Here is a 24,310-nt window from a genome sequence, read left to right on the forward strand (position 1 = left end):
CCTTCCGTCGGTGGCTGCGGGGATGGGGTGTACGGGTGTCGATGCGGCCGCGGTCGTGGGTTCAGGTTCCGGATCAGACGGTGCTGGTGGCTCGGGCAGCTTTCCCGAACGGCAGCGTGGCGATGTCCGCCCGTGATCATGTGGGTGAAGTGTTCACCGACGAGCAGTTCGCTGCCGCGTTCGGGGTTCGGGGCGCTCCGGCCGAGTCGCCGGGCGCGTTGGCGTTGGTGACCGCCTTGCAGTACACGGAGAACCTGACCGATCGGCAGGCCGCGCAGATGCTCGCCCGGGCCATCGACTGGAAGTACGCTCTCGGCCTGGAGTTGACCGATCCTGGCTTCGACGCCAGCGTGTTGAGCAAGTTCCGCACCCGGCTGGTCGAGCACGGCCTGGAAGAACAGGTCTTCACCCGGATGCTGGCCGTGCTGACCGGCAAGGGCCTGATCGCCGCGGGCGGCAGGCAGCGCACCGACTCCACCCACGTGATCAGCGCGGTGCGTGACCTCAACCGCTTGGAGTTGGCCGGCGAGTCGGTACGGGCCTGCCTGGAGGCGTTATCGGTGGCCGCGCCGGGCTGGCTGCCCACGGTGATCGATGTCGGCGAGTGGGCGTATCGATACGGGCCGCGCATCGATTCCTGGCGGCTACCCGCCTCGCAGGCCAAGCGGGACCGGCTCACCCAGGTCTACGGCGCCGACGCCGTCGCCCTGCTGCGCGCGGTGTTCGCTGCCGAAGCTCCGGTCTGGCTGGCCGAGCTGCCCGCAGTGCAGACCCTGCGCACCGTGCTGGTGCAGAACTACCTGATCACCACCGACGGCCGAGGGCGGGAGGTGATCCGGCGGCGGGAGGCGGACACGGACGGTCTCCCGCCCGCCAGAGCGCGGATCACTTCTCCGTACGACCTCGACACCCGCTGGGCCGCCAAGGGCGATGACCTGTTCTGGAACGGCTACAAGGTCCACCTGAGCGAAACCTGCGACACCGACGCCGTCACGAACACCACTGCGCCCGGCGGCCACCGGCCCGCCCCGAACCTGATCGTCAACGTGGCCACCACCGCGGCCACCGTCCCCGACGTGAAGACCACCACCGCCATCCACCAGCAACTACACAGCCACAACCTGCTGCCCGCCGAGCACTACCTGGACTCCGGCTACCCCTCTGCCGAGACCATCACCACCGCACAGGCCTTCGGCGTCACCCTGGTCACCCCCGCCCTGCTTGACCAGTCCGCCCAGGCCCGCGCCGGCACCGGCTACGACAAGACCGCCTTCACCATCGATTTCGACACCCGCCAGGTCACCTGCCCCCAAGGACACACCAGCAGCTCCTGGAGCCCGGCCACCCAACGCGGCGCCGAGGTCATCGTGGTCGGATTCACCCGCACCACCTGCCGCCCCTGCCCCGCCCGAGCCCTATGCACCACCGCGAAACGCGGCAGCCGCATGCTCACCTTCTACCCCCGCGACCTGCACCACGCCCTCAGCACAGCCCGCACCCAGCAGACCAGCCAGGACTGGGCCGACAAGTACAAGCTCCGTGCCGGCGTCGAAGCCACCATCAACCAGACCCTCGACATCACCGGCATCCGCCACGCCCGCTACCGCGGCCTCGCGAAAACCCGCCTCCAACACGTGTTCTCCGCGATCGCCCTCAACCTCGCCCGCCTGCACACCTGGTGGACCGAACACCCCCTACCAACAGCCCGAATCAGCCACCTCCAACGCCTCGACCACGCCCTAGCCGCCTGAACAGAATTCGGCAGCAGAGTCTCACGCGGGATCAAAGCCTGCATCCCCCGCAAGAAGGATCAGGACGCCCACCGCAAAGCCAAAGGATCCAAGGGTGGCCGCCCACCCGCCTTCGATCGACAGCTCTACCGGCTGCGCCACGCCGTCGAGAACAGCATCAACCGGCTCAAACGCCACCGCGGCGTCGCCACCCGATACGACAAGCTGGCAGTCCGCTTCCAAGCCGTCCTCACCATCACGATCATCACCGAATGGCTCTGACCGGCTTATGAAACACGCCTTAGATCCAGTGGTCAATAGCTGAGACAGTTTCTCCCGCGCGCAGTGCGTACTTCCCGTTACCAAATGAGCCTGCCGCTATGCCGCTGAGCTCTGTTCGGCGCACTCCCAGCCCGAGCCTTCGCTCGAGGGCCCGGACCTCGACGGGATCCACGGACGGACGTCCGCCGATGTCCAGCCGCATCTGGACATCAGTCCGTCGCCGCCACCGCCGGACGACGTCGCTCGCGCCGAGATCGGTCGCCGTCGCGACGTCAGCCTCGATCCGTCAGAGGGTCTTGCTCCCTGCCTGACCGTTTCGGCTTGACCGTTTTGTCCACCCGGTTTGGGTGTGATATCGCCACGTGTCGCTGTGGAAGCGCGAGTTCTCCGGGCCCTCGGTCACGGTCTTTCTACTGGTAGGTACAGGGGTCCAGGGTCAGGTTGTCAGTGGTAGCAGGGTGAGGCGCTGCCAGCAGAGGGTGAACGCGTCGGCCCACGGCCAGGTCTCGGGGATGGACAGGACACGCCGGCGGGCGTGGGCGGCCAGTTTCGCGGGCAGGTGCAGCAGCCGGTAACGCAGTGTTGCGGGTTCGGCGTGGGCGAGGTCGTCCTGGTCGTGCAGGCCGAGCAACCGGGTCCAGGAAGTGATGTCCGCGGCGATGTTGGCGGCGAGGACCCAGCCGCGGTTGACGGTCCAGGCCTTCGACGGCAGGTTCCGCAGGCCCATGGCCTTGTTCGTGCGCACCTTGTCTTCCACTCCTGCGTGCGAACGATGCAAAGCGTCGATCCATTGCGGCTGGTGCGAGCCCGGCACCCCGGCGATCCGGCTGATGTTGGTGGCGACGATCGCGTACCGCCAGCCGGTCCGCTTCTCCAGCGCGGTGAGATTCTTCGCGTGCCGGGCCGACGGCTTCGTGCGCCGCACGAGCAGCCGTAGCCGGCCGTTCCAGTTCTCCAGGCGCTGGTTGAGGCCGGTCAGTTCCGCGACATGCGCGGTGTCGACGGCCGTGCCGTCCTGGGCGAGGCCGTCGGTCCACGCTTCAGCAGGCAGTTGCTCGATCGCGATCTCGTCGGCGTCGGTGATCGTCCAGCCGACGGTGAACTTCACGCTGCGCCACAGCCGGTTCATCGCCTCGATGTGCTCGAGCAGGTCGTGGGTGGCACCGGCCCCATCGACCCTGATCAGAATCTTGCGCCGGTAGGCGACCGGCAACTGAGCGATCGCCTCACCGAGAACCCGGATGTGATCGGCGACCGTATTCGAGCCGGCACTGCCGGGCCGCAGCAGCATGGCCAGGCATTCCGCGGTGTTCGCACACCACGCACCGAGCGGATGGAACCCGAAACCCTTCTTGAACGTGGCCGCCGCACCCTGCTTCGGTGAGTGAGCGGTGATCAGGGTGGCGTCCAGATCGATGACCACCCACCCGGACAGCAGCTTGCCCGCCACCGTCAGCCACGGGAACCCTTGCGGGCGGCGGGCGAGCAGGGCCCATACGTGAGCGCGGACCTTCGCCCGCGCTTTGCCGATCCGTTTCAGCGCGGTCTCGTCGAGACCGGCCAACGCTCGCCGGACGGTTGGCTCCGACGGCCGATCACCGAAGACCAATCCCTGATGGGCGAGGACCGCGATGTCGGACATGCTCGTGGCGCCGAGCACGATCGCGACCGCGAGTGAGACCAGGACCGTGCCGCGATCCCACCACCCAGGGCCCTTGCCGCGCGGTAGCACCTTGTTCAAACCGCTGGTCAGACCGGTCCGATCTGCGCATTTGCGCAGCAGGACCGCACCCGCGTGACCGACCAGACCCTTCCCGCCCGCGCCGACGACCAGCCGCTGATCCCACCCGCTACCCTTACTCACCAGAAAGGTGCACCCGCTTCTGCTGTGGACATGGACTCGACACCCAAATCCTTGCAGGTCAGGAGCACCTTTCGTTTATCGCCCTCGATCAGTCAAATCGCCTCTGACTCGGGGAGGCTGGGAGGAAGTGCTGCCCGAAATTGACAGGGGCCGCCAGCGCCGCGATGAGCACGAGCGGTTCCTGGACTTCCTGCGGTTCACGAACCAGGTGGACCTTCTGATTCGCGACGCCGAACTGTTCCGATGTCAGGTCACCGATGTAAAGGAGTTGGACGGTGTCTGCGTCGGGGTCGAGGTGCAGGAGATCGACCGGGAGAACCCGGCGTTCCGAAAGTTCCGGATGGAAGGCGGGATGGCCGAGTTCCTTGTCCGAGAGAAGCACAGCGGCAAGCAGGGCAGTAATTTGATCCATCTGGGCCCCCCGTCCTCGGAAAGCATGGAGACGCAGACCGTTTCAGGCGAGAATGATCCCCAATGGACAGTTGACGACGTCGATATACCGAGAGAGACCGCGTGGCTGATTCCCCACCAGGAACCGGCCAAGATGCCTAGGATCGGCGACGTGCACGTCCTGCGCACGAGCGGTCTGCGCGGGCAGGTGTCGCTGATCCGTCGCCGCAAGGACGCTATCGCGAAGCTGGCGACCCACTCATATCTGCTCGACAGCCTGACGGCTCCGGGGCAGGTCTTGATGAACAGCGAGATCCCGCGGCTGCCGGTGCCGCTAGGCAAGGACACGGTGGATAAGAGCAAGCTGACCCAGATCAAGACGATCCTTGGGGCCCGGCCTATCTACACCGTCCAGGGGCCACCCGGTACCGGAAAGACCCACATGGTGTCCTGGCTTTTGCGCGAGATTCTCGAGGAGGACCCGGTCGCCCAGGTGCTGATAACCGCCCAGGCACATCATGCGGTGGATGTGCTTAGGTCCAATGCCGTTCAGTTAAGGCATCAGTGCTGGTCAGCGCGGTGAGCTGACTAGGGGTCGGCGGGCCGGTACCGTGCCGTGGCGTGACGTCGTCTGGGGTGGAGTCGCTGCGGCCGCAGGGCCGGTTGACCGATCACATCGGGCTCGGGGTGGTGTCGGCCCGGTTCAACCGGGATCTGCTGGAAGAGGTACTCAACCGCAGCGGGCGGCGTGAGAAGCGGGTCCGGCGGCTGCCGGCGCACGTGATGATCCGTTACGTGATCGCGATGGGGTTGTTCTGCGCCGAGTCTTCTGACGAGGTGATGCGCCGGCTGGTGGGTAACCTGCGCAGACTTGGTTCCTGGGACGATGACTGGCAGGTCCCGACGGCGTCGGCGATCACCCAGGCACGTCAGCGGCTGGGCGCCGAGCCGGTGAAGATGTTGTTCGACAGGGCGTGCGTGCCCTTGGCTGGACCGGGCACCAAGGGCGCCTGGCTGGCCCGGCGCCGGCTGATGGCGATCGACGCGACCACCCTCGACGTGGCCGACACCCCGGCCAACGTGGAACGCTTCGACCGGATGGGGTCGGGGCCGAAGGCGTCGGCGTACCCGAAGCTGCACATCGCGGCGTTGGCCGAGTGCGGCAGCCACGCGATCGTCGGGGCGGTACTCGGGTCGTGCCGCACCGGGGAACGTACCCTGATCAAGGATCTGGCCGGGCGGGTCGGGCCGGGCATGCTGGTCCTGGCCGACGCGGGCCTGTACTCCTTCGACCTGTTCAACTCCTTCGCCGCCACCGGCGCGGACCTTGCCTGGCGAGTCGGCGCGAGCGTGTCCATCGGGCATCTGCGGTGGCTCGCGGACGGCTCCTACCAGGCACTGATCTTCAAGGCGGGGTTGTCCGCGCAACGCCGGGCCAGGCTGGTCGAGCAGGCCCGGACCGGCCAGGAGATCCCGGCCGATCTCGCCCGCCTCGTCAGGGTGGTCGAGTACACCGTCCCGGACCGCAACCCCGACGGCGAACTCATCGTGGTGGTCACCACCCTCACCGACCACCACGAGGTCCCCGCGATGGAACTGGCGGGTGCCTACCAGCAGCGCTGGGAAGAAGAGTCCACTCTGAACGAGATCAAGACGGACCTGCGCGGCCGCGGCGAAGTCCTCCGATCGAAGGTCCCTGACCTGGTCGAACAGCAGATGTGGGGACTACTGCTGGCCCACTACGCCATCCGCGCACTGCTGCTGGAAGCCGCCGACCCGGCCGGCTACGACCCCGACCGCATGTCGTTCGTCAAAGGCCTACGCGTCGTACGCCGCCAGGTCACCGACCAGGCGGCCATTACCCCCTGAGCACCTTTCCACCGCCCTCGACGATGCCCTCACCGAGATCCGCCACCAGCCGAACCCGCCCCGACGCGACCGCAGCTGCCCCCGCGTCATCAAACGCGCCCGCCACAACTCCTACCGCGTCAAACGACCCACCGACCGGACCACCCGCCACGACGGGCCCGCCATACCCAGGCTGGCCTGCCCAGACGCCTTAACTTAATGGCATTGTGCTTAGGTCCAAGGTAGACAAAATCTTCGAGGCGGTACCCGAACGGCGCCGTCCGCTGGCGATCCGGCTTCGCAGCACTTTGCGCGGGCGTAAGGACATCTCGCAAGTGACGCCGGAGAACGGGTCGGAGCAGCAGGTGACGCGCGACCTGCTGATGCAGGCGATTGAGCGGATCGAGGCGCTCGGCGTGCCGGCGGCGGGGTCGGTGCAGGCCGACTGGCTGGAGGCGTGCCACACAATGGTCGCTGACCTGGTCAGTCAGAACGCCGAGATCGCCAAGGAGTTCCGGGAACTGGTCAAGCGGAGCGCCAGCATTACGTACAGCACAACCAATGACGGCGATCTCGCCGCGCTCGGCAGCGACGTCTCCTACGACTGGGCCATCGTCGAGGAGGCCGGCAAAGTGCACGGCTTCGAGCTGGCACTGCCGATGTTCCTCGGACACCGCTGGCTACTGATTGGGGATCCGAAACAGCTGCCGCCGTACCGGATCGAAGACTACGACAAGGCAATCGCTGAGGTTGCGTCGACCGTGCAGGCGCTGGAGCAACTGCAATTGCCGAACAAGAACGTCGATCGGGACTTCATTCACGGCTGGCGGGACCGTACCGAACAGCAACAACAGGATTTTCAGCAGTACTGCACGAGGTGGCTGCGTCTCTTCGAGCGCTTGCACAAGCTGACAGCTCACCATGAGCCGGAGGGGGGACTGCTCACCGGACAGCACCGGATGCATCCAACCATCGGCGAGTTGGTGTCCGAGGTTTACTACGACGGCCAACTGGAACACTTCACCCAGGATGCGGCAACGCTGGCGCCGAAACCTCAAATTCTGCACAACCTGGTCACGCCGGTCGAACTCCGGGGCCGCGCGGTGGTCTGGCTTGACCTGCCAGCCAACGACCCACGCACTCTGGAGATCGCCACCCCCAAGTACCGAAGCGAGGCGGAGGCATACGCCCTCGACCGCTTCCTGCGTACCCTCCACTTTGGCAATTCCGAGCCGCTCGAACTTGCTGTGCTGTCCCCGTACGCTCAGCAGGTCGCCGTACGTATTCAGCTTGAGGTGAGTGGGGGGCCGGTTGTCCACTCTGGTCGATCGGCTGACATGATCATGGGGTGTCGTCCGTCCCGCAGGTCCCGCTCTCGTACGAGGATCTGGTCGCGATGCTGGTTGAGCTGCGGGAACGGGTTGATCGGTTGGAAGCCGAGAACGCTGAACTGAAACGCCGGTTGGGGATGAACTCCTCGAACTCGTCGAAGCCTCCCTCGTCGGACGGTCCGGGCCGTCCGGCCCGGCAGCCGGGTAAAGGCAGTGGGCGGCGGCGGGGCAAGCAGCCGGGAGCGCCGGGATGGACCCTCGAACTGGTCGCGGATCCGGATGAGGTCATCGAGCACCGGCCACAGCGGTGTGGCCATCCGGGTTGTGGGGCTCCGCTGGGTGATGGGCGTGAGTACGGGCGGCAGCGCCGGCAGGTGATCGAGCTGCCCGAGCGGCGGTCGGTGGTCGTTGAGCACCAACTGGTCGCGGTTGAGTGCGGCGGGTGCGGGCAGGTCAGCGAGCCGGTGGCACCCGGCGGGGTGTCCGGGCGGGTGCAGTACGGCGTCGGTGTCAAGGCCGCCGTCGTCTACGCGCGGGCCGTCCAGTTCCTGCCCTTCGCCCGGGCCGCCGCGCTGTTGGGTGATCTGCTCGGGGTGCGGGTGTCGACCGGGTTCGTGCACCAGGTGGTCGGTGAGGCGGCCCGCAGGCTCGGGCCGTTCGTGTCCCGCACGGCCGCGTTGCTGCACGTCCAGCAGGTGCTGCACGCCGATGAGACCCCGGCAAGGGTCGACGGCGGCTTCAAGTACGTGCACGTGGCCTGCACCCCTGAGCTGACCTTGTTCCACGTCGGCGGCCGCAGCAAGGCCGACATCGACGCCGGGAAGGTCCTGCCCGGGTTCACCGGCACCCTCGTGCGTGACGGCTACGCCGCCTACCGCCACCTGGCCGACGCCGATCACGCCTGGTGCGGAGCACATCTGATCCGCGATCTGCGCGGCGTGCACGAGTCCGACCCGGCCGGCCAGCAGTGGGCCGAGGTGATGGCGCAAACCCTGCTGATGGCCAAGAAGATGACCGAGCAGGCCGTCACCGCGGGCCGGGACGCACTGTCAGCCGACGAGATCAGTCACATCCGTGCCTGTTACGCCGGGGCCCTCGCTTACGGCCGCCAGCAGAACCCGCCCGATCGTGACGGCAAGCCGTCACGAGCCGGCACGCTGGTCGAACGCTTCACCGCCCACCGCGACATGATCCTACGGTTCACCGTCGATCTGGCCGTGCCCTTCACCAACAACCAGGCCGAACGCGATCTCCGCCCGGTCAAACTCCAACAGAAGATCTCCGCGACCTGGCGCACCCTGCAAGGCCTGGCCGACTTCGCCACCCTACGGTCCTACCTGTCCACCGCCACCAAACACGGCAAAGACGCCCTCGACGTGCTCGAACAACTCTTCACCACCGGACCATGGCTACCGGAACCGGCAATATCAAGCTGAATACGTACAGGTCGCCTACCTACGGCAGCGGCTCGGCACGTCAGAGTTTCGGGACGTTCTCCTTGATCGTGGTCTGGTACTCGCAGCAAATCCGCAGAATTCGCCATCGAACGGAGAGAAGCGGATACAGGACGGCTTCTTCACCGTCGACTCGTTCCAGGGAAACCAGGCCGAGGTCATCGCGATCAGTCTGGTCCGCAACAATCAGAAACAGCCCTCGGATGGCCTGGGTTTCCTCAGTCACCCCCAGCGGATGAACGTGCTCATCTCCCGGGCCGAGCGGCTGCTGATCCTGGTGGGATCCTGGGACTTCTTCCGCGCCCAAGTCGCTCACGTTTCCCGCAATCCTGATAGGTTCTCGGGCCTCCTGCACCTCGCGGTGATGACCCGACCGCTTGGAGAGCTGGTTCGACGAGGGTAAGGCGGTCCGGGTGCCGGCTGACCTCACCGATTTCCGGGCCAGGGCCGCGCAGCCACGTCAGCAGCCGGCCGCGCTTGGAGGAATCCTCGGATGACCATGATCCGCACCCTGGTGCCTCTGCAGATGTACGTGGTCACCTACGAATTGGCGTACGGCCGCCCGTACAGCAAGTTCGAGGAGCTGCTGCTGAAAGCGATCAACGAGGCGAGCGAGAGCGGCGGGCGGACCTCGCAGGAGCTCGAGCGCATCTTCCAGGTGCACCTCCGGTTGCTTACCGAGGGCCTGGTAACGCTGATTCAAGAGGGCTGGGTCGCGATGGCCCAGCGAGACAGCCAGATCCATTATCTGGTGACTGCTGAGGGCCGATCCACCGTCGCCACCGGCCGTCGGCCGATGCGGGTACGGACAGCTCACACAAAGATCGTTCGTGAGCGGCTGAGTGGTCAGATGGCCAGGGCGAACGACCTGAGCCTGGTCACCGCGAACAACCTGCGCCGGCTGCCGAGGGGCACCCCACGTCGCCAGGCACTGCAACCGAAGATCATTCGAACGAAGATCAACGGTGGAGAGGCCGAACGCCTGTTGCCTCGGTCCGACAATCAGCACGAGTGGGTCCGCTGGATCGACTCGGCTACCCGGGTGAGCCAGGATCTGCACTACCTGCCGGTTCGGGTGGATCTCGACGCCGACAAGGTCTTCGGGCTGCCCTACCAGTGGCAACACCTGCGCGACATGATCGTGCAAGAGGTACGGGATCGGATCCAGCAGTTCGAGGCCGACCAAGAGTTCCAGGCCGCGCTCGGCCAGCTCATGCAGAGCCGCCCGGAGCGAATGCCGAGCGTCGGAGGCGGCGAATCAACCGTTGATCATTGGGCGGCACCGTACGCGCAGACCGTGGTCAGTTGCGCTGACTTTACGTTGAGCGGTTCCCTGGGCCGCGGCCTCGCCGCTGACTTACTTGCTCGAGCGCAAGGAAGTGCGCTCTTGATCGCCGGTCACCTTGACCAAGCGTCCGCGGTTGCCTTGAGGGACGTAGCTATCGGGCTCAGGCGCCGCGGGGTGCACTGCGATGTGTTGTGGTCTTGCGACGCCGATCAGCAGGCTGCCGAAATCGGGCGAACGATCAGCGCCATCCGGGCCGATGATTCGCTGCCGGGCAAGTTGTCCTTCAACAGGCAACCGGCCACGACGGTGGCCGACATGATCATCACGAATACGGCGGACGGGCCGGTTGCCGCGGTTGGCGCCGGACTGTTCGGCGTGCCCGCGCAGGACGACGAACTGCGGCCGGTACTGCGAATCACGGATCCGGCGGCGGTCGCACAGCTGTCCCGGATCTGCTCCGGGTGGTGGGAGGAAGTGCCCGGTTCCGAGGCAGCGCTGCCGGTGCACCGCTGGAAGCACCTGGCCGAGCAATGGGCTGGCAACCTTGCCCGTACTCCGGCTGCCGCCCAAGTCCCGGTCGTCTGCCCGGATGATCCATCCCGGGACTGTGTGGGTAAGGCGGTCATCCTGGTGGGACCGCAGCAGGCCGCGTTCCGGGACCGGCTCACAGTCGAGCCGAGCGCACGGTATCTGCGTACAGAGCCTGACCGGCCGGTCAACGAGATAATTGCCGACCTAGCCGCGTTGGACGGCGCCGTCGGGCGGATTTTCCGGGTGTTAGCCTCGATCCGTCAGAGGGTCTTGCTCCCTGCCTGACCGTTTCGGCTTGACCGTTTTGTCCACCCGGTTTGGGTGTGATATCGCCACGTGTCGCTGTGGAAGCGCGAGTTCTCCGGGCCCTCGGTCACGGTCTTTCTACTGGTAGGTACAGGGGTCCAGGGTCAGGTTGTCAGTGGTAGCAGGGTGAGGCGCTGCCAGCAGAGGGTGAACGCGTCGGCCCACGGCCAGGTCTCGGGGATGGACAGGACACGCCGGCGGGCGTGGGCGGCCAGTTTCGCGGGCAGGTGCAGCAGCCGGTAACGCAGTGTTGCGGGTTCGGCGTGGGCGAGGTCGTCCTGGTCGTGCAGGCCGAGCAACCGGGTCCAGGAAGTGATGTCCGCGGCGATGTTGGCGGCGAGGACCCAGCCGCGGTTGACGGTCCAGGCCTTCGACGGCAGGTTCCGCAGGCCCATGGCCTTGTTCGTGCGCACCTTGTCTTCCACTCCTGCGTGCGAACGATGCAAAGCGTCGATCCATTGCGGCTGGTGCGAGCCCGGCACCCCGGCGATCCGGCTGATGTTGGTGGCGACGATCGCGTACCGCCAGCCGGTCCGCTTCTCCAGCGCGGTGAGATTCTTCGCGTGCCGGGCCGACGGCTTCGTGCGCCGCACGAGCAGCCGTAGCCGGCCGTTCCAGTTCTCCAGGCGCTGGTTGAGGCCGGTCAGTTCCGCGACATGCGCGGTGTCGACGGCCGTGCCGTCCTGGGCGAGGCCGTCGGTCCACGCTTCAGCAGGCAGTTGCTCGATCGCGATCTCGTCGGCGTCGGTGATCGTCCAGCCGACGGTGAACTTCACGCTGCGCCACAGCCGGTTCATCGCCTCGATGTGCTCGAGCAGGTCGTGGGTGGCACCGGCCCCATCGACCCTGATCAGAATCTTGCGCCGGTAGGCGACCGGCAACTGAGCGATCGCCTCACCGAGAACCCGGATGTGATCGGCGACCGTATTCGAGCCGGCACTGCCGGGCCGCAGCAGCATGGCCAGGCATTCCGCGGTGTTCGCACACCACGCACCGAGCGGATGGAACCCGAAACCCTTCTTGAACGTGGCCGCCGCACCCTGCTTCGGTGAGTGAGCGGTGATCAGGGTGGCGTCCAGATCGATGACCACCCACCCGGACAGCAGCTTGCCCGCCACCGTCAGCCACGGGAACCCTTGCGGGCGGCGGGCGAGCAGGGCCCATACGTGAGCGCGGACCTTCGCCCGCGCTTTGCCGATCCGTTTCAGCGCGGTCTCGTCGAGACCGGCCAACGCTCGCCGGACGGTTGGCTCCGACGGCCGATCACCGAAGACCAATCCCTGATGGGCGAGGACCGCGATGTCGGACATGCTCGTGGCGCCGAGCACGATCGCGACCGCGAGTGAGACCAGGACCGTGCCGCGATCCCACCACCCAGGGCCCTTGCCGCGCGGTAGCACCTTGTTCAAACCGCTGGTCAGACCGGTCCGATCTGCGCATTTGCGCAGCAGGACCGCACCCGCGTGACCGACCAGACCCTTCCCGCCCGCGCCGACGACCAGCCGCTGATCCCACCCGCTACCCTTACTCACCAGAAAGGTGCACCCGCTTCTGCTGTGGACATGGACTCGACACCCAAATCCTTGCAGGTCAGGAGCACCTTTCGTTTATCGCCCTCGATCAGTCAAATCGCCTCTGACTCGGGGAGGTTAGGCGGCGCAGACGGCTGGCGGTCTGCCCGCCGGAAGACGGCGGCCTGGTCCACCGAGGTGGTGCCGGCGGCGCCACCGACCCCGGCGCAGCGAGTCCTCGCGGTGAACGGACAATGGCTGGTCCAGAGCGGTGACCCGGACCGGTCCAGCATCTCGTTCTGCGTTGAAGGCCACGTGGGGGAGCGGGCGTGGATCCGGGCGGTAGATCCCTGATCCTGCCGTCGAGGTCCGCGATGATATGCACGTTCTTGCCAGAGCCGATAGTGCCGCAGAAGCGGATCTGCGAGCACTGCCTCGACGCCGTTGCCGACGGGCGACCTTGGCTGGGCACTCAGCGGCGTGAGCTGGACAAACTCAATGGTAGGGCGTCACCGGCGATCGTGGCGGTGTGGTTCGCATGGTGGTACCTCCGGCCCACCATAACGGCTGGCCGCCGCTGACCTGATTCTGGGCAGAGCTGACAGCATTGGTCCTGGGTCCGAAACCGGTCCTTCCTTTCCTCCTACCGCAGTTGCGTTCAGGGCCCGATGGCAGCCGGTCGTGTGGATGGATATCGGCGTTGGTGATCGTTGCGTGCCCGGTAGGCTGTGGGCCGTGAGTGGTCCTGCGGTTCGTGTTCGTTTCGCCCCTTCGCCGACTGGGATGTTCCACGTCGGCAATGCCCGTTCGTTGCTGTTCAACTGGGTGTTGGCCCGACAGTCGGGCGGGACGATGGTTCTGCGGATCGAAGACACGGACGCCGCCCGCAACCGGCCCGAATGGGTGCAGGGCATCGTCGACGCGATGGCGTGGCTGGGCGTTGGCCCAGAGGACTACGAAGGCCCGCTGTTCCAGTCCGACTACGTGCAGCATCACCGCGAGGCCATCGATCGGCTCCTCGCCGCCGGGCTCGCCTACTACTGCGACTGCGCTCGGGGTCAGGTCATCGCACGTACGGGCAGCGAGCACAAGGGCTATGACGGCTACTGCCGCGACCGTGGTCTGCCCACCGGGGACGGTTGCGCGCTGCGCTTCCGTACCCCCGATGAGGGCTCGACTGTGATTGTCGATCTGGTGCGCGGTAAGCCGACGTTCGAGAACGCCCTGATCGAGGACTTCGTCATCGCTCGTGGCGACGGCTCGCCGGTGTTCCTGTTGGCGAACGTGGTCGACGACATGGTCATGGGCATCACCCACGTGATCCGGGCTGAGGAGCACCTGCCCAACGCGCCGAAGCAGCAACTGCTGTGGGAAGCGCTGGGCGCGGAGCCGCCGGTGTGGGTGCATGCGCCGATCCTGGTCAACGAGAAGCGCCAGAAGCTCTCCAAGCGCCGCGACCGGGTCGCTCTGGAGGATTTCCGCGTCGAGGGCTACCTCGCCGAGGCGATGCGCAACTACCTGATGTTGCTCGGCTGGGCACCCTCCGGCGACCGGGAGATCCTGCCGTGGGACGACATCGTGGCGGAGTTCCGGCTGGAGGATGTGAACCCCTCGCCGGCGTTCTTCGACGTGAAGAAGCTCCGTGCCTTCAACGGGGACTACATCCGGGCGCTGTCGGTGGAGGCGTTCGTCGAGGCGTGCCAGCCGTGGCTGACCGGTGAGACCACGCCGTGGCGGCCGGACGCGTACGACGCCCAGGCGTTTGCCGCTGTCGCCGAGTTGGCGCAGACCCGGATCGCGGTGCTCTCCGAGATTGTGCCGATGGTCGACTTCCTGTTCCTCGATGAGCCGGTCGCTGATGAGGCGGCGTGGGCGAAGGCCATGAAGGTCGAGGCCCCGGCGCTGCTGGCGGCCGTGGTCGAGGCGTACGAGGCGTGCGAGTGGCGGGCCGAGGCGCTCAAGGCTTCGCTGGAGGCGATCGGTGCCGAGCGAGGGCTCAAGCTCGGTAAGGCGCAGGCACCGGTACGGGTGGCGGTGACCGGGCGCACTGTCGGTCTGCCGCTGTTCGAGTCGATCGAGATCCTCGGGCGTGAGCGAACCCTGGCTCGCCTGCGGGCCGCACTCGACCGCCTGAGCTGATCTCTGTTGCGACCGGCGGATCGACCCGCCGGTCAACTCAATCTTGATCACCGGTGGCAGCTGGCCTTGCCCCTGACTCGGAAGTAGACCAGACACCTTGGCTTCGCGGAGCTGAGCGGTCAGCGACTGATGGCTCGCCCTTGCCGTTCCGGTGCGCTCGGACGCTCATCGGCGATGCCGCCCGGAGTGGTCCGTGCGCTGCAGGACGAGGTTTGCCGGGGTGGTATGCACCAGGTAACTGGATAGGTGCTGGAACATCGGGTATGCGTGTACGCCGATTTGCTCAGGTGGTGGCGGGGATCCAGGGGTTTCCGGTGACGGCTTGGATCAGGGCGTCGAGCATGTTGTTGCCTTGGCGGATGGCGGTGGCGGTGTAGCTGCGGATGGCGGCGAAGTGTTCGGCGCCGGTCATGGTGCGCATGCTTCCGGAGACCTTGATCCGTAGTTTCGGCATACGGATGGTCTGTTCGGCGGCGTTGTTGTCGAAGGGGACGGCCGGGTCGGTGACGAATCGTAGGTAGTCGTCGCGGCGGTCGCGGAGCCGGACGAACAGGGCGTGGTGTTTGCGCTGGAGTTTGCCGTCGCGGCCGGCGGTGGCCTGCGCGCCGAGCACGACGGCGGAGCGCAGCAGGTACTGCTGCTCGCGTAGGGCGTCCGGGTTCGCTGTGTCCTGCCCGGTGTGGGCGTCGTCGGCCAGGCGGTTGAGCCGGCGCAGCGCGTTGATGGCTTGGGTGGCGAGGTCGGCGGTGGGGCCGGTGGCGGTGTCGGTGACGTAGACCAGTTCACGCAGCACGTGGGCGTTGCACAGGGCGTGGTTGGCGCTGGTGTAGGTGTCGTATGGCGCCCACGCGTCGTGCACGGCGACACCGGTGAAGCCGGGCAGGACACCGGCGTCGTCAATGGCGGCGGCGCCGCGTCTGCGGTGCGCCGTGAGGAGCACGTCGGTGCCGGTGGACGCGGAGTGCAGCCAGGCCAGACGGCCTTCGACGCGCATCCCGGTCTCGTCGAAGTGCACGACCGGCGCCTGCCGGATCCGGTCGCGGATCACCGGCAGCACCTGCTCGATGATGCCGAGGGCGGTGCGTTTGACCCAGGCGGTGACCGTGGCCGCCGCGACCGGCAGGCCGAACAGGTCCCGCAGCGCGTCGGCGGTACGGCCGATCGACAGGAACTGCCCGTGCAACAGGTAGACCCCGATCGCGGCGATCCGCGGCCCGTACACGGCAGGCGCGGTGGCCTCGGCGGGCCCGATGCCGGTGGTGCGATGTCCACACGGGCAGGCGAGGGTGACGATCTGATGCTCGGTCACCACGACCGTCGGTTCCGGAATGTCGAACACCTGCCGCCGGGTCACGGACACTTCGGCCGCGCCGGCCAGATCGTTGTCGCAGCCCGCGCACACCTCGGGGGTGTGCCGCACGATGACGTCGGGGTCGGCGACCTGCTCCAGAGTGGCGCCGGGCTGCCCGGCCGGGCGCCCCGGCCCCCGCCCGGACCTACCGCGCAAAGATTTGGGTGCCGGCTTGGCCAGCCCGTCCGTCGACGGCGGTTTCGAGGAGTTCTTCGACGACTGCTTCAGCTGGGCTTCCAGATCAGCGATCCGGCACTTCGCCGTACTGAGGTCAGCCTCCAGCTCCGCGATCCGCCCGAGCGCCTGATCCAACCGGGCGAACAGGTCCGCGTTCAGCGCAAGCAGCTGCTCATACGACGGCTGCGAAGGATCGGCGGGCACGAACGGTCAACGACCCACCCCGGCCAAACACCTCTGAAAGATCAACGACACCTATCCAGTTACTGCACCAGTTCGTAGGTCTCCCGCCCCAGCCGGTCGTGAATTTTACGGCGATATCGGTCGGGGTGGCTGTCGTCGTACTCGATGATGACGATTTCGGGTTGGTGTCTGTCGGGGTCGAAGGAGTTCCAGACGTCGAGTTCGGTGCCTTCGACGTCGATGCTGAGCAGGTCGATGTGGTTGATAGCACCATTGGTCGAGGAGGTCTTCGAGGGTGCGGCAGGTGACGACGATTTCCTGGTAGTCGGTGCCGGTGCGGTGTAGCCCGGACCAGGAGGGCTTGTGGCGGTACATGTCGAACGGCCACAGGCCGGGGGTGGCGGAGACGGCGCAGGTGTCGACGGCGCAGCAGCGTTGGCGGAGGCGTTGGTGGTTGCGGGGGTCGGCGTCGACGCAGAGGCCGCGCCAGCCGAGGTTCTCGACGTGGAGGGTGTTGCTGCCGCGTACGCCGTCGCCGGCGCCGATGTCAACGAAGACGCCGTGAGCGGGCAACCGGAGGTTCTCGGCGATCCAACGGTCCTCGCCCCACTGCGAGTGGTAGGGCGCGGGTGGGGTGTACGGAAGCATGACGCTCACCCGTGCCACTCGCGCAGGAGATGCTGTTCGCGGCTCCGGTCGAGCCAGCGTTGGGACCAGCGTCGGCGCAGTGCCTGCCAGGTGAGGGCCTCGGCGATGGAGTCTTTGAGCGGGCGGTGGGTCCGGCCGGCCCTGACGGCGCGGGTGGTGTTGACGGACATGAGGGCGATTTCCGGGCTGCTGGCGGGGAGCCAGAGCGGGATCTCCGTCCAGGGGCGGATGCCGTGGGTGAGGGCGAACTCCTCGCCGACGCGGCATGCGGTGACGGTGCGGCCAGCGTGGGTGAGGACGGTGTCGACCAGGATGCGGGCGGTGGTGGTGGGGCCGGCGACGTTGACGATCCCGGTCAGCTGCTGCTCGATGGCGGTGCGGATGAACCGGGCGACGTCGGCGGGCGTCGACGAGTTGAAGTGGCTGGTGGTCGGGCATCGGGACGAGGACGTCGCCGCCGCGCAGGGCGCGTTCGAGCCAGTAGGCGAGGCGTTCACTGTCGTCGTGTCGGCCGATGACCAGGCCGAGGCGGGCGATGAGGAGTGGTACGGCCATGCTGGCCAAGCGTCGTTCGAGGTAGCGCTCGCAGCGCAGTTTGCGGGTGGCGGAGGCGCGGACAGGGCGGGCGGCGTCGGCGGGGATGGTGGGTGAGCGTTCGGTGAGGCCGTTGCTGCCAGGGTCGCGGCGGTACACGCCACAGCTGGAGATGAGGACGTACCGGCCCAGGGCCAACCCGGCGTCCGGTCCGCGCACCATGCCCACCGCCACCGCCCGGTTCAGCGTCGCCACCGGGTTGGGCGCCAGCCGCTCCAGCACCTCATAGAGGGCGAGGACCTGCGGCCAGTCGGTCTCGTCGGTGCTCGGTGCCTCGGCGTGCACCGCAGTGATGGCCGCCTGCACCTGCCGGACCACGGCCAGCCGACGGCCCTGTTCCGCCGTCGGGGGCGGGGCGAACCGCGCGCCCGCCTCGCGCAGCCGCTGTTTGGCCCGCACGATCCGCTGACCCATGGTCTTCTCCGTCACCAGGAAGGCGGCGGCCACCTCGGCGGTGGTGAGCCCGCCCACCGCCCGCAGGGTGAGCGCGAGCTGCGCCGGAGCGGGCAGCGCCGGGTGGCAGCAGAGCAGGAACAACTCCAGCAGGTCGTGGTGGGGCGCTGCGGCGGCGTCCGGTGGCGGCACGACGAGCGCGTCCCGCGGCAGGGCGTCGTGGTCGGTCCGTTCCCGGCGGGTCCGGGCCGCCTCGGCGCGGACGTGGTCGACGTACCGGCGGGCGGCCACGGTGTGCAGCCAGCCCGACGGATGCGCCGGTACGCCCTCGCGCGGCCACGCCTCGACGGCGGCGACCAGCGCCTCCTGGACCGCGTCCTCGGCGGCGGCGAAGTCGCCGTAGCGGCGCGTCAGGGTGCCGAGCACCTGCGGGACGAGCCGGCGCAGCAGGTCGGCGGTGGCCTCGTCCAGGCTCAGTTCCCGGCCCCGGCCTGGCTCATCAGCGGCCAGACCTCCAGACCGCCGCCGACTCCCGCGCCCAACCGCAGCCCCGGTGCGACCGGGCGATCTCCAGTGCGCGCTGCTCGCTGACCACGTCGACCACGAAGTACGACCCGACGTACTCCTTGGCTTCCAGGTAGGGCCCGTCGGTGACGACCGGCGCGGCGTCGACCATGCGTACGGCCCGTGGCCGGGTTTCCAGCCCCTGCGAGTCCACCAGTTCGCCGGAGGCCCGCAGGGCCTGGTTGAAGGCGTCCACCTCGCCGATCAGCGTGGCCAGGTCACCGTCCGGCAGGCTGCCCCAGACCTCTTCGTTGCCGTAGATCAACATGAGGTACTTCACGTTGCATCCTCATAATGATCGATATGTCCGCAAAAAGACAGGACGGCGGAGCCTTTCCTGACGCACTGTTGTAGCAGGTGGAGCAGCTGCGGACGACAGGCCACAGCCGACTCTCCGGCCGTGTCTCGGCCCACACCGCCCGGTCGACAGGGCGGTTCCCGCCGCGCCCGACAGCGACGTCGCCGCCCGCACCACGCCGGATCCCGGCGGGACGCGATCGCGCCCCGCTCCGGCCGTCGCACTCCCCGCCGCGCCGCCGGCGCAAGATCCGCCGGGTCGCGGCGATCGAGCCAGGAAGGAGCTGCCATGGCCGCTCCCACCGTCACCGCCGCCCTCAACGCGAGCAGCTACGCCCCCGGGGCGCAGATGCTGCTCACCGTCACCTATGGCGACCCGGACACCAAGACGCTCACCGTCACCGTCGTGGTCACCGACGCGCAGGGCAACAGCAGCGCACCGGCCAAGGCCACCGCCGTCATCGACCCGCTCACCGTCACCGTCACCGACGCCTCCGGCCGCACCTGGACGCGGGTGTCGGACAACGGCACGGTGGCCGTGTACCGGGCGGTGGCCTGATGGCCCGGGTCACCGTCACGGTGCGCGACTTCACCGGGCAGACCGCCAGCGCTGCCGTCGACTACGCGATCACGCCGCCGGTGCTCGGCGGCTACTACCTGTCCGGGAACGCCGACCCGACCGCCGACATGGCCGGCGGCAACTTCCGGTCGCTGACCCAGTACCGCAGCTTCGCCGACAGCTACGTCTTCCCCGGGTACAACAGGCCGTGGCTGGTCACCCTCGGCCGGAACGGGATACAGGTCAACATGGTGCTGGAACTCAAGCACTACGGGGCGGCCGACACCGGTGCGCAGACCTTCACCGTCGACGGGGTGCGCTACGTCGTACCCGCCCCGGCGATGACCATCCAGCAGCGTCCCGGCGCGGTCTGGCCGAAGGCGTACGGCTACGGCCAGGTGCTCGCCGGGCAGTGCGACGGACTCTTCGCCCGGGCGCTGTCGCAGTACCGGACGATGGGGTTCGGGGTGAACATCCAGCTCGCCTCCGAACTCGACACCGACCACGAGTTCGGCACCACCGAGTCCGGCCGGGCGTACACCTGGGCGGAGTCGGACGCCCGCGCGGTGCAGGCGATGACGTACATCGTGAACTGGTTCCGGGCCAAGTCGCTGCCGCAGAACACCACCTTCTCGGTCGGTCTCGGCGGCTTCGACCGGCCCTGTTTCCAGCGCACCCACCCGGAGTCGCTGATGTCGCGGCTGGACTTCCTCCAATGGAACGTGTACGCCACCAGCGCCTCACACACCGCGCTGGACCGGTTCCGCCGGACCAAGGACTGGGCGGTGGCCGACCTCGGCCCGGTGGCCCTGTCCCGTCCGGTGCTCATCGCCGAGTGGGGCGTCCGCGTCGCCGAGATCCCCGACCAGGCGGCCTGGATCGCCACCGTGCCGCCCGCCATCGCCCGGCTCAACGCCGAGCGGGGTCCGTTCATCGCCCGCACCAACTACTTCAACTCCGGCTGGGGCACGCTCAGCCCGAGGGCGGCCGGATTGGCCGCCCTGCGGGCCGCGTACGCCCGTCCCCCGTACGTCTGACGGGCGGCCGCTACCGGCCGGGTGGCCGACCGAGCATCCCGGTGAGCGCGTCGAGGAGCAGTGGGGTGGCCTGGTTGTTGGCGAAAAGGTGCCGGGCGTTGCGGCACGGGCTGTGCCGGACCCAGAACTCGGCCGTGGCGCCGGTCGCGTCGGCCACGGTCAGCGTGTCGAACGTGGTGGGCAAGGGGTGCCCTCGCCAGTCCGGCCACCCGCCGCAGTCGCTGCGCGTGGCGGATCGGTCGAACGTCTCGTTGAGGATCGGCCGCAGGTCGTCCGCGTCCGCGCGCCGCTGCTCCTGTCGGACCAGTTCGGCGGTGTCGTCATTCACCTCGTACCGGCAGGCGGCGACCTCGATCAGCGGGGTCGGCAGGATCGGATACGGGTCGCTGTGGTGGAACCGGATCCGGTCCGGTGGCTTGGAGTCGCTCATCCGTTCGGCGGGGATCGTGGCCGGGCAGGCCGGGGTCGTGATGGTGGCCGGGTCGGTGGTGGCGACGAGCTGCTCCCGGTACCGGTCGAGGAACGTCGAGAAGATCCCGAAGTCGACCCCCCTTCCGTGGGTGGCGGTGACCGCCACCCGGCAGTTCGAGTCCGTCCACACGGTCACCGGCTCGCGGTCGGCGTAGCGCAGCACCAGCACGGTCTGCTCCTGCTGTGCCGCCGCGGTGCACCTCAGCTCTCCGTCGGCGTACGGACGCCCCCGACCGTCGGTCGGCCGCGACGGCTGGGCGTTGAGCATGCGGACTATCTCGTCCACTCCGGTGGTGAGGGCCCGTGGGCCGGGGATCTCAGGTGCCGAGTGCAGATTGTCGACCTGCACCTGGCAGTTGATGATCTCGACCGCTCCGGGCGGGACGAGCGGTTCGTCGTCGCCGTAGCGCACGGCGTCCAGGTCGGGCCGTCCGGCGATGCTGGTCGGGCAGACGACCTCGCCGGCCGGATCGGTGGCCGTCACCGGTGGGGTGGTCCGGTCCGGGCCCCGCAGGGTCGGCAGGGCGACGCCGAGCGCCACGATCAGGGTGACGGCCGCCGCCGTGGTGGTGACCACCCGGCGGCGGTGCCGGCGTACCCGGGTCCCGACCTCGGCGATGCGGTCGCGTGGGGCGGGCAGCGGGGGGACGGCGTCGGTGAACAGCCGTCGGATGTCCTCGTCGTCACGGGTCACGACACGACCTCCCGTTTGGTGAACAGGTCCAGATTCGGATCGGCACGCAGGTTGCGCAGGGCACGGGACGACTGCACCTTCACCGTGTTCGTCGAACAACCCAGCACCTCGGCGGTCCGCTCCACGGAGAGGTCCTCGGCGTAGCGCAGCACCACGATCGCCCGCTGCTGGCGGCTGAGCCGGGCCAGCGCCCGGCGAAGCGCGTCCCGGTCGGCGGTCTCGCGGGCCGGGTCGCCCGGACCAGCGTGCTCGGGTGGTGCGGCGGACGGGACCTCGGAGCGCCAGCGGCGTCGCCACCAGGAGACGTACGTGGTGAACAGGGCACGTCGCAGGTATGCCTCGGGATGCCCGGTGGACACCGTCGACCAGCGCTGCCACGCGGCGGCGAGCACGGTCTGCAACAGGTCCTCGGCCCGCCCGACGTCGCCGGTCAGCAGCCAGGCCGACCGGAGCAACGCGGGGGACCGGGCTGTCACGAACTCGGCGAAGCCCTCCGGCGGCGCCGGGTGTCCGTCGGTCATGCGCACCTCCTGGTACGTAGACGCGCACGCCGGGTCGGAAGGTTAACGGACCGCACCGCGACTTGACAGCGACGCCCCTCCGGTTGCATGGTTAGTTACATGAGTAGTGAACCGGCCAACCAAGACGGCAGGCCAGGGTGGCGGACGTGATGGAGGACGGTCGACCGATCTTTCTCCAGATCGCGGAGCTGCTGGAGAACTCGATCCTGGACGGGACGCTGGCCGAGGAGGGGCAGGTGCCGTCCACGAACGAGCTGGCGGCCTTCCACCGGATCAACCCGGCGACCGCCGCCAAAGGGGTCAACAAGCTCGTCGACGACGGAACGCTCTACAAGAAACGAGGAATCGGGATGTTCGTCTCCTCCGGTGCCCGCGCCAAGCTGCGCGGTCGACGCCGTGACGAGTTCGCCCGGCAGTACGTGCAACCGCTGGTCGCCGAGGCACGCAAGCTCGGCATCGACCCGGCGGAACTCAAAAGCATGATCGACACCTGGGAGGGCGAACGATGAACCCGGTCGTCACCGTCACCGACCTGACGAAACGTTACCGGGGCGTCACGGCGTTGGACAAGGTCAGCTTCTCGCTCGCCGGGAACCGGATCTACGGCCTGCTGGGGCGCAACGGCGCCGGCAAGACCACCCTGATGCAGATCCTCACCGCACAGAACTTCGCCACCTCCGGCGAGATCGCGGTCTTCGGGCAGCACCCGTACGAGAACGAGAGCGTGCTCTCCCGGACCTGCTTCATCAAGGAGAGCCAGACGTACCCGTCGAACCTGCGGGTGGAGCACGTGCTACGGGCGGCCATGTTGGTCTATCCGAACTGGGACGAGGAGTTCGCCCGGCAGTTGGTCGACGACTTCCGGCTGCCGCCGCGGCGCAACGTCCGCAAGCTCTCCCGGGGCATGCTCTCCTCGCTCGGCATCGTCGTCGGGCTCGCCTCGCGTGCCCCGCTGACCTTCTTCGACGAGCCGTACCTCGGCCTCGACGCGGTCGCCCGGCAGATCTTCTACGACCGGCTGCTGGCCGACTACACCGAACACCCCCGCACCATCGTGCTGTCGACCCACCTCATCGACGAGGTCAGCGACCTGATCGAGCACGTGCTGCTGATCGACGGCGGGCGGCTGCTGCTGGACGAGGAGGCGGAGGCGCTGCGCGGTCAGGTGCTCACCGTCTCCGGCCCGGTCGCGGCGGTGGACGAGTTCACCCGTACCGCCACCGAGCTGCACCGGGTGCTGCTCGCCGGCACGGCCCGCGCCACCGTACGCGGAGACTTCGGCCCGGCCGAGCGGGAACGGGCCCGATCCCTGGGCCTCGGCCTGGAGGCGTCCTCGCTCCAAGAAACCGTCGTGCGCCTGACCACGTCGAGCAACGGCCACGCGGCCGACGCGACCAGCAAGGAGGCCGTCCGATGAACCGCACACTGACCGTCGCCCGGCTTCAGTTCGTCGCCTGGCCCAGCATGGTCGGCTGGCCCTGGGGGATTCTCGCCCTCAGCTTCCTCATCAACCTGGCGCTCTTCACCGCCATGAACGAGACCGTCGACGCCACACCGACCACCGGTGGCCTGGCCAGCATCTACGTCGTGATGTTCGTGGCCTGCATCAACGTGATCACCCAGGACTTCCCGTTCGCGATCGGGTTGGGCGTCTCGCGCCGTAGCTTCTACCTCGGCAACGTGCTCCAGTTCGGGGGGCAGGCGATCGTCTACGCGGCGGCGCTCTACCTGCTCTCCATGATCGAGGAGGCCACCGGCGGCTGGGGCATCGACCTGACCTTCTTCGGCATCCCGTTCCTCTGGGTGGAGAACCCGGTACTGCGTTTCCTCGGCTTCGCGATTCCGTTCCTGCTGCTCGGCTTCCTGGGGATCGCGATCGCCCTGGTGTTCAAGCGGTGGGGCGTCAACGGCATGCTCACCCTGAGCACCGTGGCGCTGGTCGTGATTGGCGGGACCGTGGTCCTGGCCACCTGGCGGGGCTGGTGGTCGGCGATCGGAGGCTGGTTCGCAGATCAGTCGGGTGCCGCCCTGCTCGTCGGCTGGCCGGCGCTGTTCACGCTGCCGCTCGCGGCCGCCAGCTACCTGATCATCCGGCGCGCGACGCCCTGACCGTCAACGCGCCGGTGATGACGCCCGACGCGGTTGGC

Annotated in this window: 21 protein-coding genes and 2 pseudogenes; 14 read left to right on the forward strand and 9 right to left on the reverse strand. The window is 68.0% G+C overall.

Annotation, left to right across the window (positions count from 1 at the left end):
• Window positions 1-41 precede the first annotated feature (41 nt).
• Together ID554_RS22640 and ID554_RS22645 are read left to right on the forward strand one after the other, a co-directional pair.
• The gene (locus ID554_RS22640; protein WP_223884689.1) at window positions 42-1,751 is read left to right on the forward strand and encodes an IS1182 family transposase; all 1,710 of its coding nucleotides are present in this window, start codon (window positions 42-44) and stop codon (window positions 1,749-1,751) included.
• 21 nt (window positions 1,752-1,772) lie between these two features.
• Window positions 1,773-2,012, forward strand: a pseudogene (locus ID554_RS22645) (IS5 family transposase); the annotation flags it as partial.
• A 436-nt stretch (window positions 2,013-2,448) separates the two neighbouring features.
• Here ID554_RS22645 and ID554_RS22650 read toward each other — a convergent pair.
• A complete protein-coding gene (locus tag ID554_RS22650) occupies window positions 2,449-3,876 on the reverse strand; it encodes an IS1380 family transposase (RefSeq protein ID WP_199489339.1) in 1,428 nt (475 codons plus the stop codon).
• A 127-nt stretch (window positions 3,877-4,003) separates the two neighbouring features.
• Between ID554_RS22650 and ID554_RS22655 the strand changes: the two genes are divergently transcribed.
• From ID554_RS22655 to ID554_RS22680, 6 genes are all read left to right on the forward strand, one after another.
• Window positions 4,004-4,849: an AAA domain-containing protein gene (locus ID554_RS22655; protein WP_117231443.1), complete on the forward strand. Its 846-nt coding sequence runs from the start codon at window positions 4,004-4,006 to the stop codon at window positions 4,847-4,849.
• Window positions 4,850-4,887: 38 nt separating this feature from the next.
• Window positions 4,888-6,135 carry an IS4 family transposase gene (locus ID554_RS22660; protein WP_191088608.1) on the forward strand — a complete coding sequence of 416 codons (1,248 nt, stop codon included), beginning with the start codon at window positions 4,888-4,890 and terminating at the stop codon, window positions 6,133-6,135.
• Between the two features lie 206 nt (window positions 6,136-6,341).
• Window positions 6,342-7,568: an AAA domain-containing protein gene (locus tag ID554_RS22665; protein ID WP_117231436.1), complete on the forward strand. Its 1,227-nt coding sequence runs from the start codon at window positions 6,342-6,344 to the stop codon at window positions 7,566-7,568.
• Window positions 7,463-8,881 carry an IS66 family transposase gene (gene tnpC / locus ID554_RS22670; protein ID WP_191088609.1) on the forward strand — a complete coding sequence of 473 codons (1,419 nt, stop codon included), beginning with the start codon at window positions 7,463-7,465 and terminating at the stop codon, window positions 8,879-8,881. Before ID554_RS22665 ends, tnpC (ID554_RS22670) begins: the two co-directional genes overlap by 106 nt.
• A 190-nt stretch (window positions 8,882-9,071) precedes the next feature.
• A complete protein-coding gene (locus ID554_RS33190) occupies window positions 9,072-9,302 on the forward strand; it encodes an AAA domain-containing protein (protein WP_396888561.1) in 231 nt (76 codons plus the stop codon).
• A 90-nt stretch (window positions 9,303-9,392) separates the two neighbouring features.
• The gene (locus ID554_RS22680; RefSeq protein ID WP_117231399.1) at window positions 9,393-11,003 is read left to right on the forward strand and encodes a hypothetical protein; all 1,611 of its coding nucleotides are present in this window, start codon (window positions 9,393-9,395) and stop codon (window positions 11,001-11,003) included.
• Window positions 11,004-11,128: 125 nt separating this feature from the next.
• On the opposite strand, the gene ID554_RS22685 is transcribed toward ID554_RS22680, so the two are convergent.
• On the reverse strand, window positions 11,129-12,556 hold the full coding sequence (locus ID554_RS22685) for an IS1380 family transposase (protein WP_199489339.1): 1,428 nt from the start codon (window positions 12,554-12,556) through the stop codon (window positions 11,129-11,131).
• A gap of 705 nt (window positions 12,557-13,261) precedes the next feature.
• On the opposite strand from ID554_RS22685, the gene gltX reads away from it, so the two are divergent.
• Window positions 13,262-14,674, forward strand: coding sequence for a glutamate--tRNA ligase (gltX, locus tag ID554_RS22690; protein ID WP_396888562.1), 1,413 nt, complete (start codon window positions 13,262-13,264; stop codon window positions 14,672-14,674).
• Between the two features lie 283 nt (window positions 14,675-14,957).
• Here the strand turns inward: gltX and tnpC (ID554_RS22695) are convergent, their stop codons facing one another.
• The 5 genes and pseudogenes from tnpC (ID554_RS22695) to ID554_RS22715 form a co-directional block, all read right to left on the reverse strand.
• Window positions 14,958-16,406, reverse strand: coding sequence for an IS66 family transposase (gene tnpC, locus ID554_RS22695; RefSeq protein WP_191088556.1), 1,449 nt, complete (start codon window positions 16,404-16,406; stop codon window positions 14,958-14,960).
• Between the two features lie 59 nt (window positions 16,407-16,465).
• Window positions 16,466-16,936 (reverse strand): FkbM family methyltransferase, encoded by a 471-nt coding sequence (locus tag ID554_RS22700; RefSeq protein ID WP_223884203.1) that lies wholly within the window; start codon window positions 16,934-16,936, stop codon window positions 16,466-16,468.
• A gap of 102 nt (window positions 16,937-17,038) precedes the next feature.
• Window positions 17,039-17,530 (reverse strand): hypothetical protein, encoded by a 492-nt coding sequence (locus ID554_RS22705; RefSeq protein ID WP_223884204.1) that lies wholly within the window; start codon window positions 17,528-17,530, stop codon window positions 17,039-17,041.
• Between the two features lie 478 nt (window positions 17,531-18,008).
• Window positions 18,009-18,530 (reverse strand): annotated as a pseudogene (locus ID554_RS22710) (sigma-70 family RNA polymerase sigma factor); the annotation flags it as partial.
• The gene (locus ID554_RS22715; RefSeq protein WP_117231201.1) at window positions 18,520-18,864 is read right to left on the reverse strand and encodes a YciI family protein; all 345 of its coding nucleotides are present in this window, start codon (window positions 18,862-18,864) and stop codon (window positions 18,520-18,522) included. The gene ID554_RS22715 and the pseudogene ID554_RS22710, both read right to left, overlap by 11 nt.
• A gap of 306 nt (window positions 18,865-19,170) precedes the next feature.
• Between ID554_RS22715 and ID554_RS22720 the strand changes: the two genes are divergently transcribed.
• Window positions 19,171-19,440 carry a hypothetical protein gene (locus tag ID554_RS22720; RefSeq protein WP_117231200.1) on the forward strand — a complete coding sequence of 90 codons (270 nt, stop codon included), beginning with the start codon at window positions 19,171-19,173 and terminating at the stop codon, window positions 19,438-19,440.
• A complete protein-coding gene (locus tag ID554_RS22725; protein ID WP_117231199.1) occupies window positions 19,440-20,477 on the forward strand; it encodes a hypothetical protein in 1,038 nt (345 codons plus the stop codon). Before ID554_RS22720 ends, ID554_RS22725 begins: the two co-directional genes overlap by 1 nt.
• A 10-nt stretch (window positions 20,478-20,487) precedes the next feature.
• On the opposite strand, the gene ID554_RS22730 is transcribed toward ID554_RS22725, so the two are convergent.
• Window positions 20,488-21,642 (reverse strand): hypothetical protein, encoded by a 1,155-nt coding sequence (locus ID554_RS22730; RefSeq protein WP_117231198.1) that lies wholly within the window; start codon window positions 21,640-21,642, stop codon window positions 20,488-20,490.
• A complete protein-coding gene (locus tag ID554_RS22735) occupies window positions 21,639-22,163 on the reverse strand; it encodes a SigE family RNA polymerase sigma factor (RefSeq protein WP_117231197.1) in 525 nt (174 codons plus the stop codon). The genes ID554_RS22730 and ID554_RS22735 overlap by 4 nt, the downstream gene beginning before the upstream one ends.
• A gap of 149 nt (window positions 22,164-22,312) precedes the next feature.
• Here ID554_RS22735 and ID554_RS22740 point away from each other — a divergent pair, with 149 nt between their 5' ends.
• From ID554_RS22740 to ID554_RS22750, 3 genes are read left to right on the forward strand one after another with little or no spacing between them, the layout of a single operon-like run.
• On the forward strand, window positions 22,313-22,672 hold the full coding sequence (locus tag ID554_RS22740) for a GntR family transcriptional regulator (protein ID WP_117231202.1): 360 nt from the start codon (window positions 22,313-22,315) through the stop codon (window positions 22,670-22,672).
• Window positions 22,669-23,580, forward strand: a complete 912-nt coding sequence (locus ID554_RS22745) for an ABC transporter ATP-binding protein (RefSeq protein ID WP_117231196.1) — start codon at window positions 22,669-22,671, stop codon at window positions 23,578-23,580. The genes ID554_RS22740 and ID554_RS22745 overlap by 4 nt, the downstream gene beginning before the upstream one ends.
• Complete coding sequence (locus tag ID554_RS22750) at window positions 23,577-24,272, forward strand: ABC transporter permease (RefSeq protein ID WP_117231195.1); 696 nt, start codon at window positions 23,577-23,579, stop codon at window positions 24,270-24,272. Before ID554_RS22745 ends, ID554_RS22750 begins: the two co-directional genes overlap by 4 nt.
• Window positions 24,273-24,310: the final 38 nt, after the last annotated feature.

It is taken from the genome of Micromonospora craniellae, assembly GCF_014764405.1.
In the GTDB taxonomy this organism is placed as follows: Bacteria; Actinomycetota; Actinomycetes; order Mycobacteriales; family Micromonosporaceae; genus Micromonospora; species Micromonospora craniellae.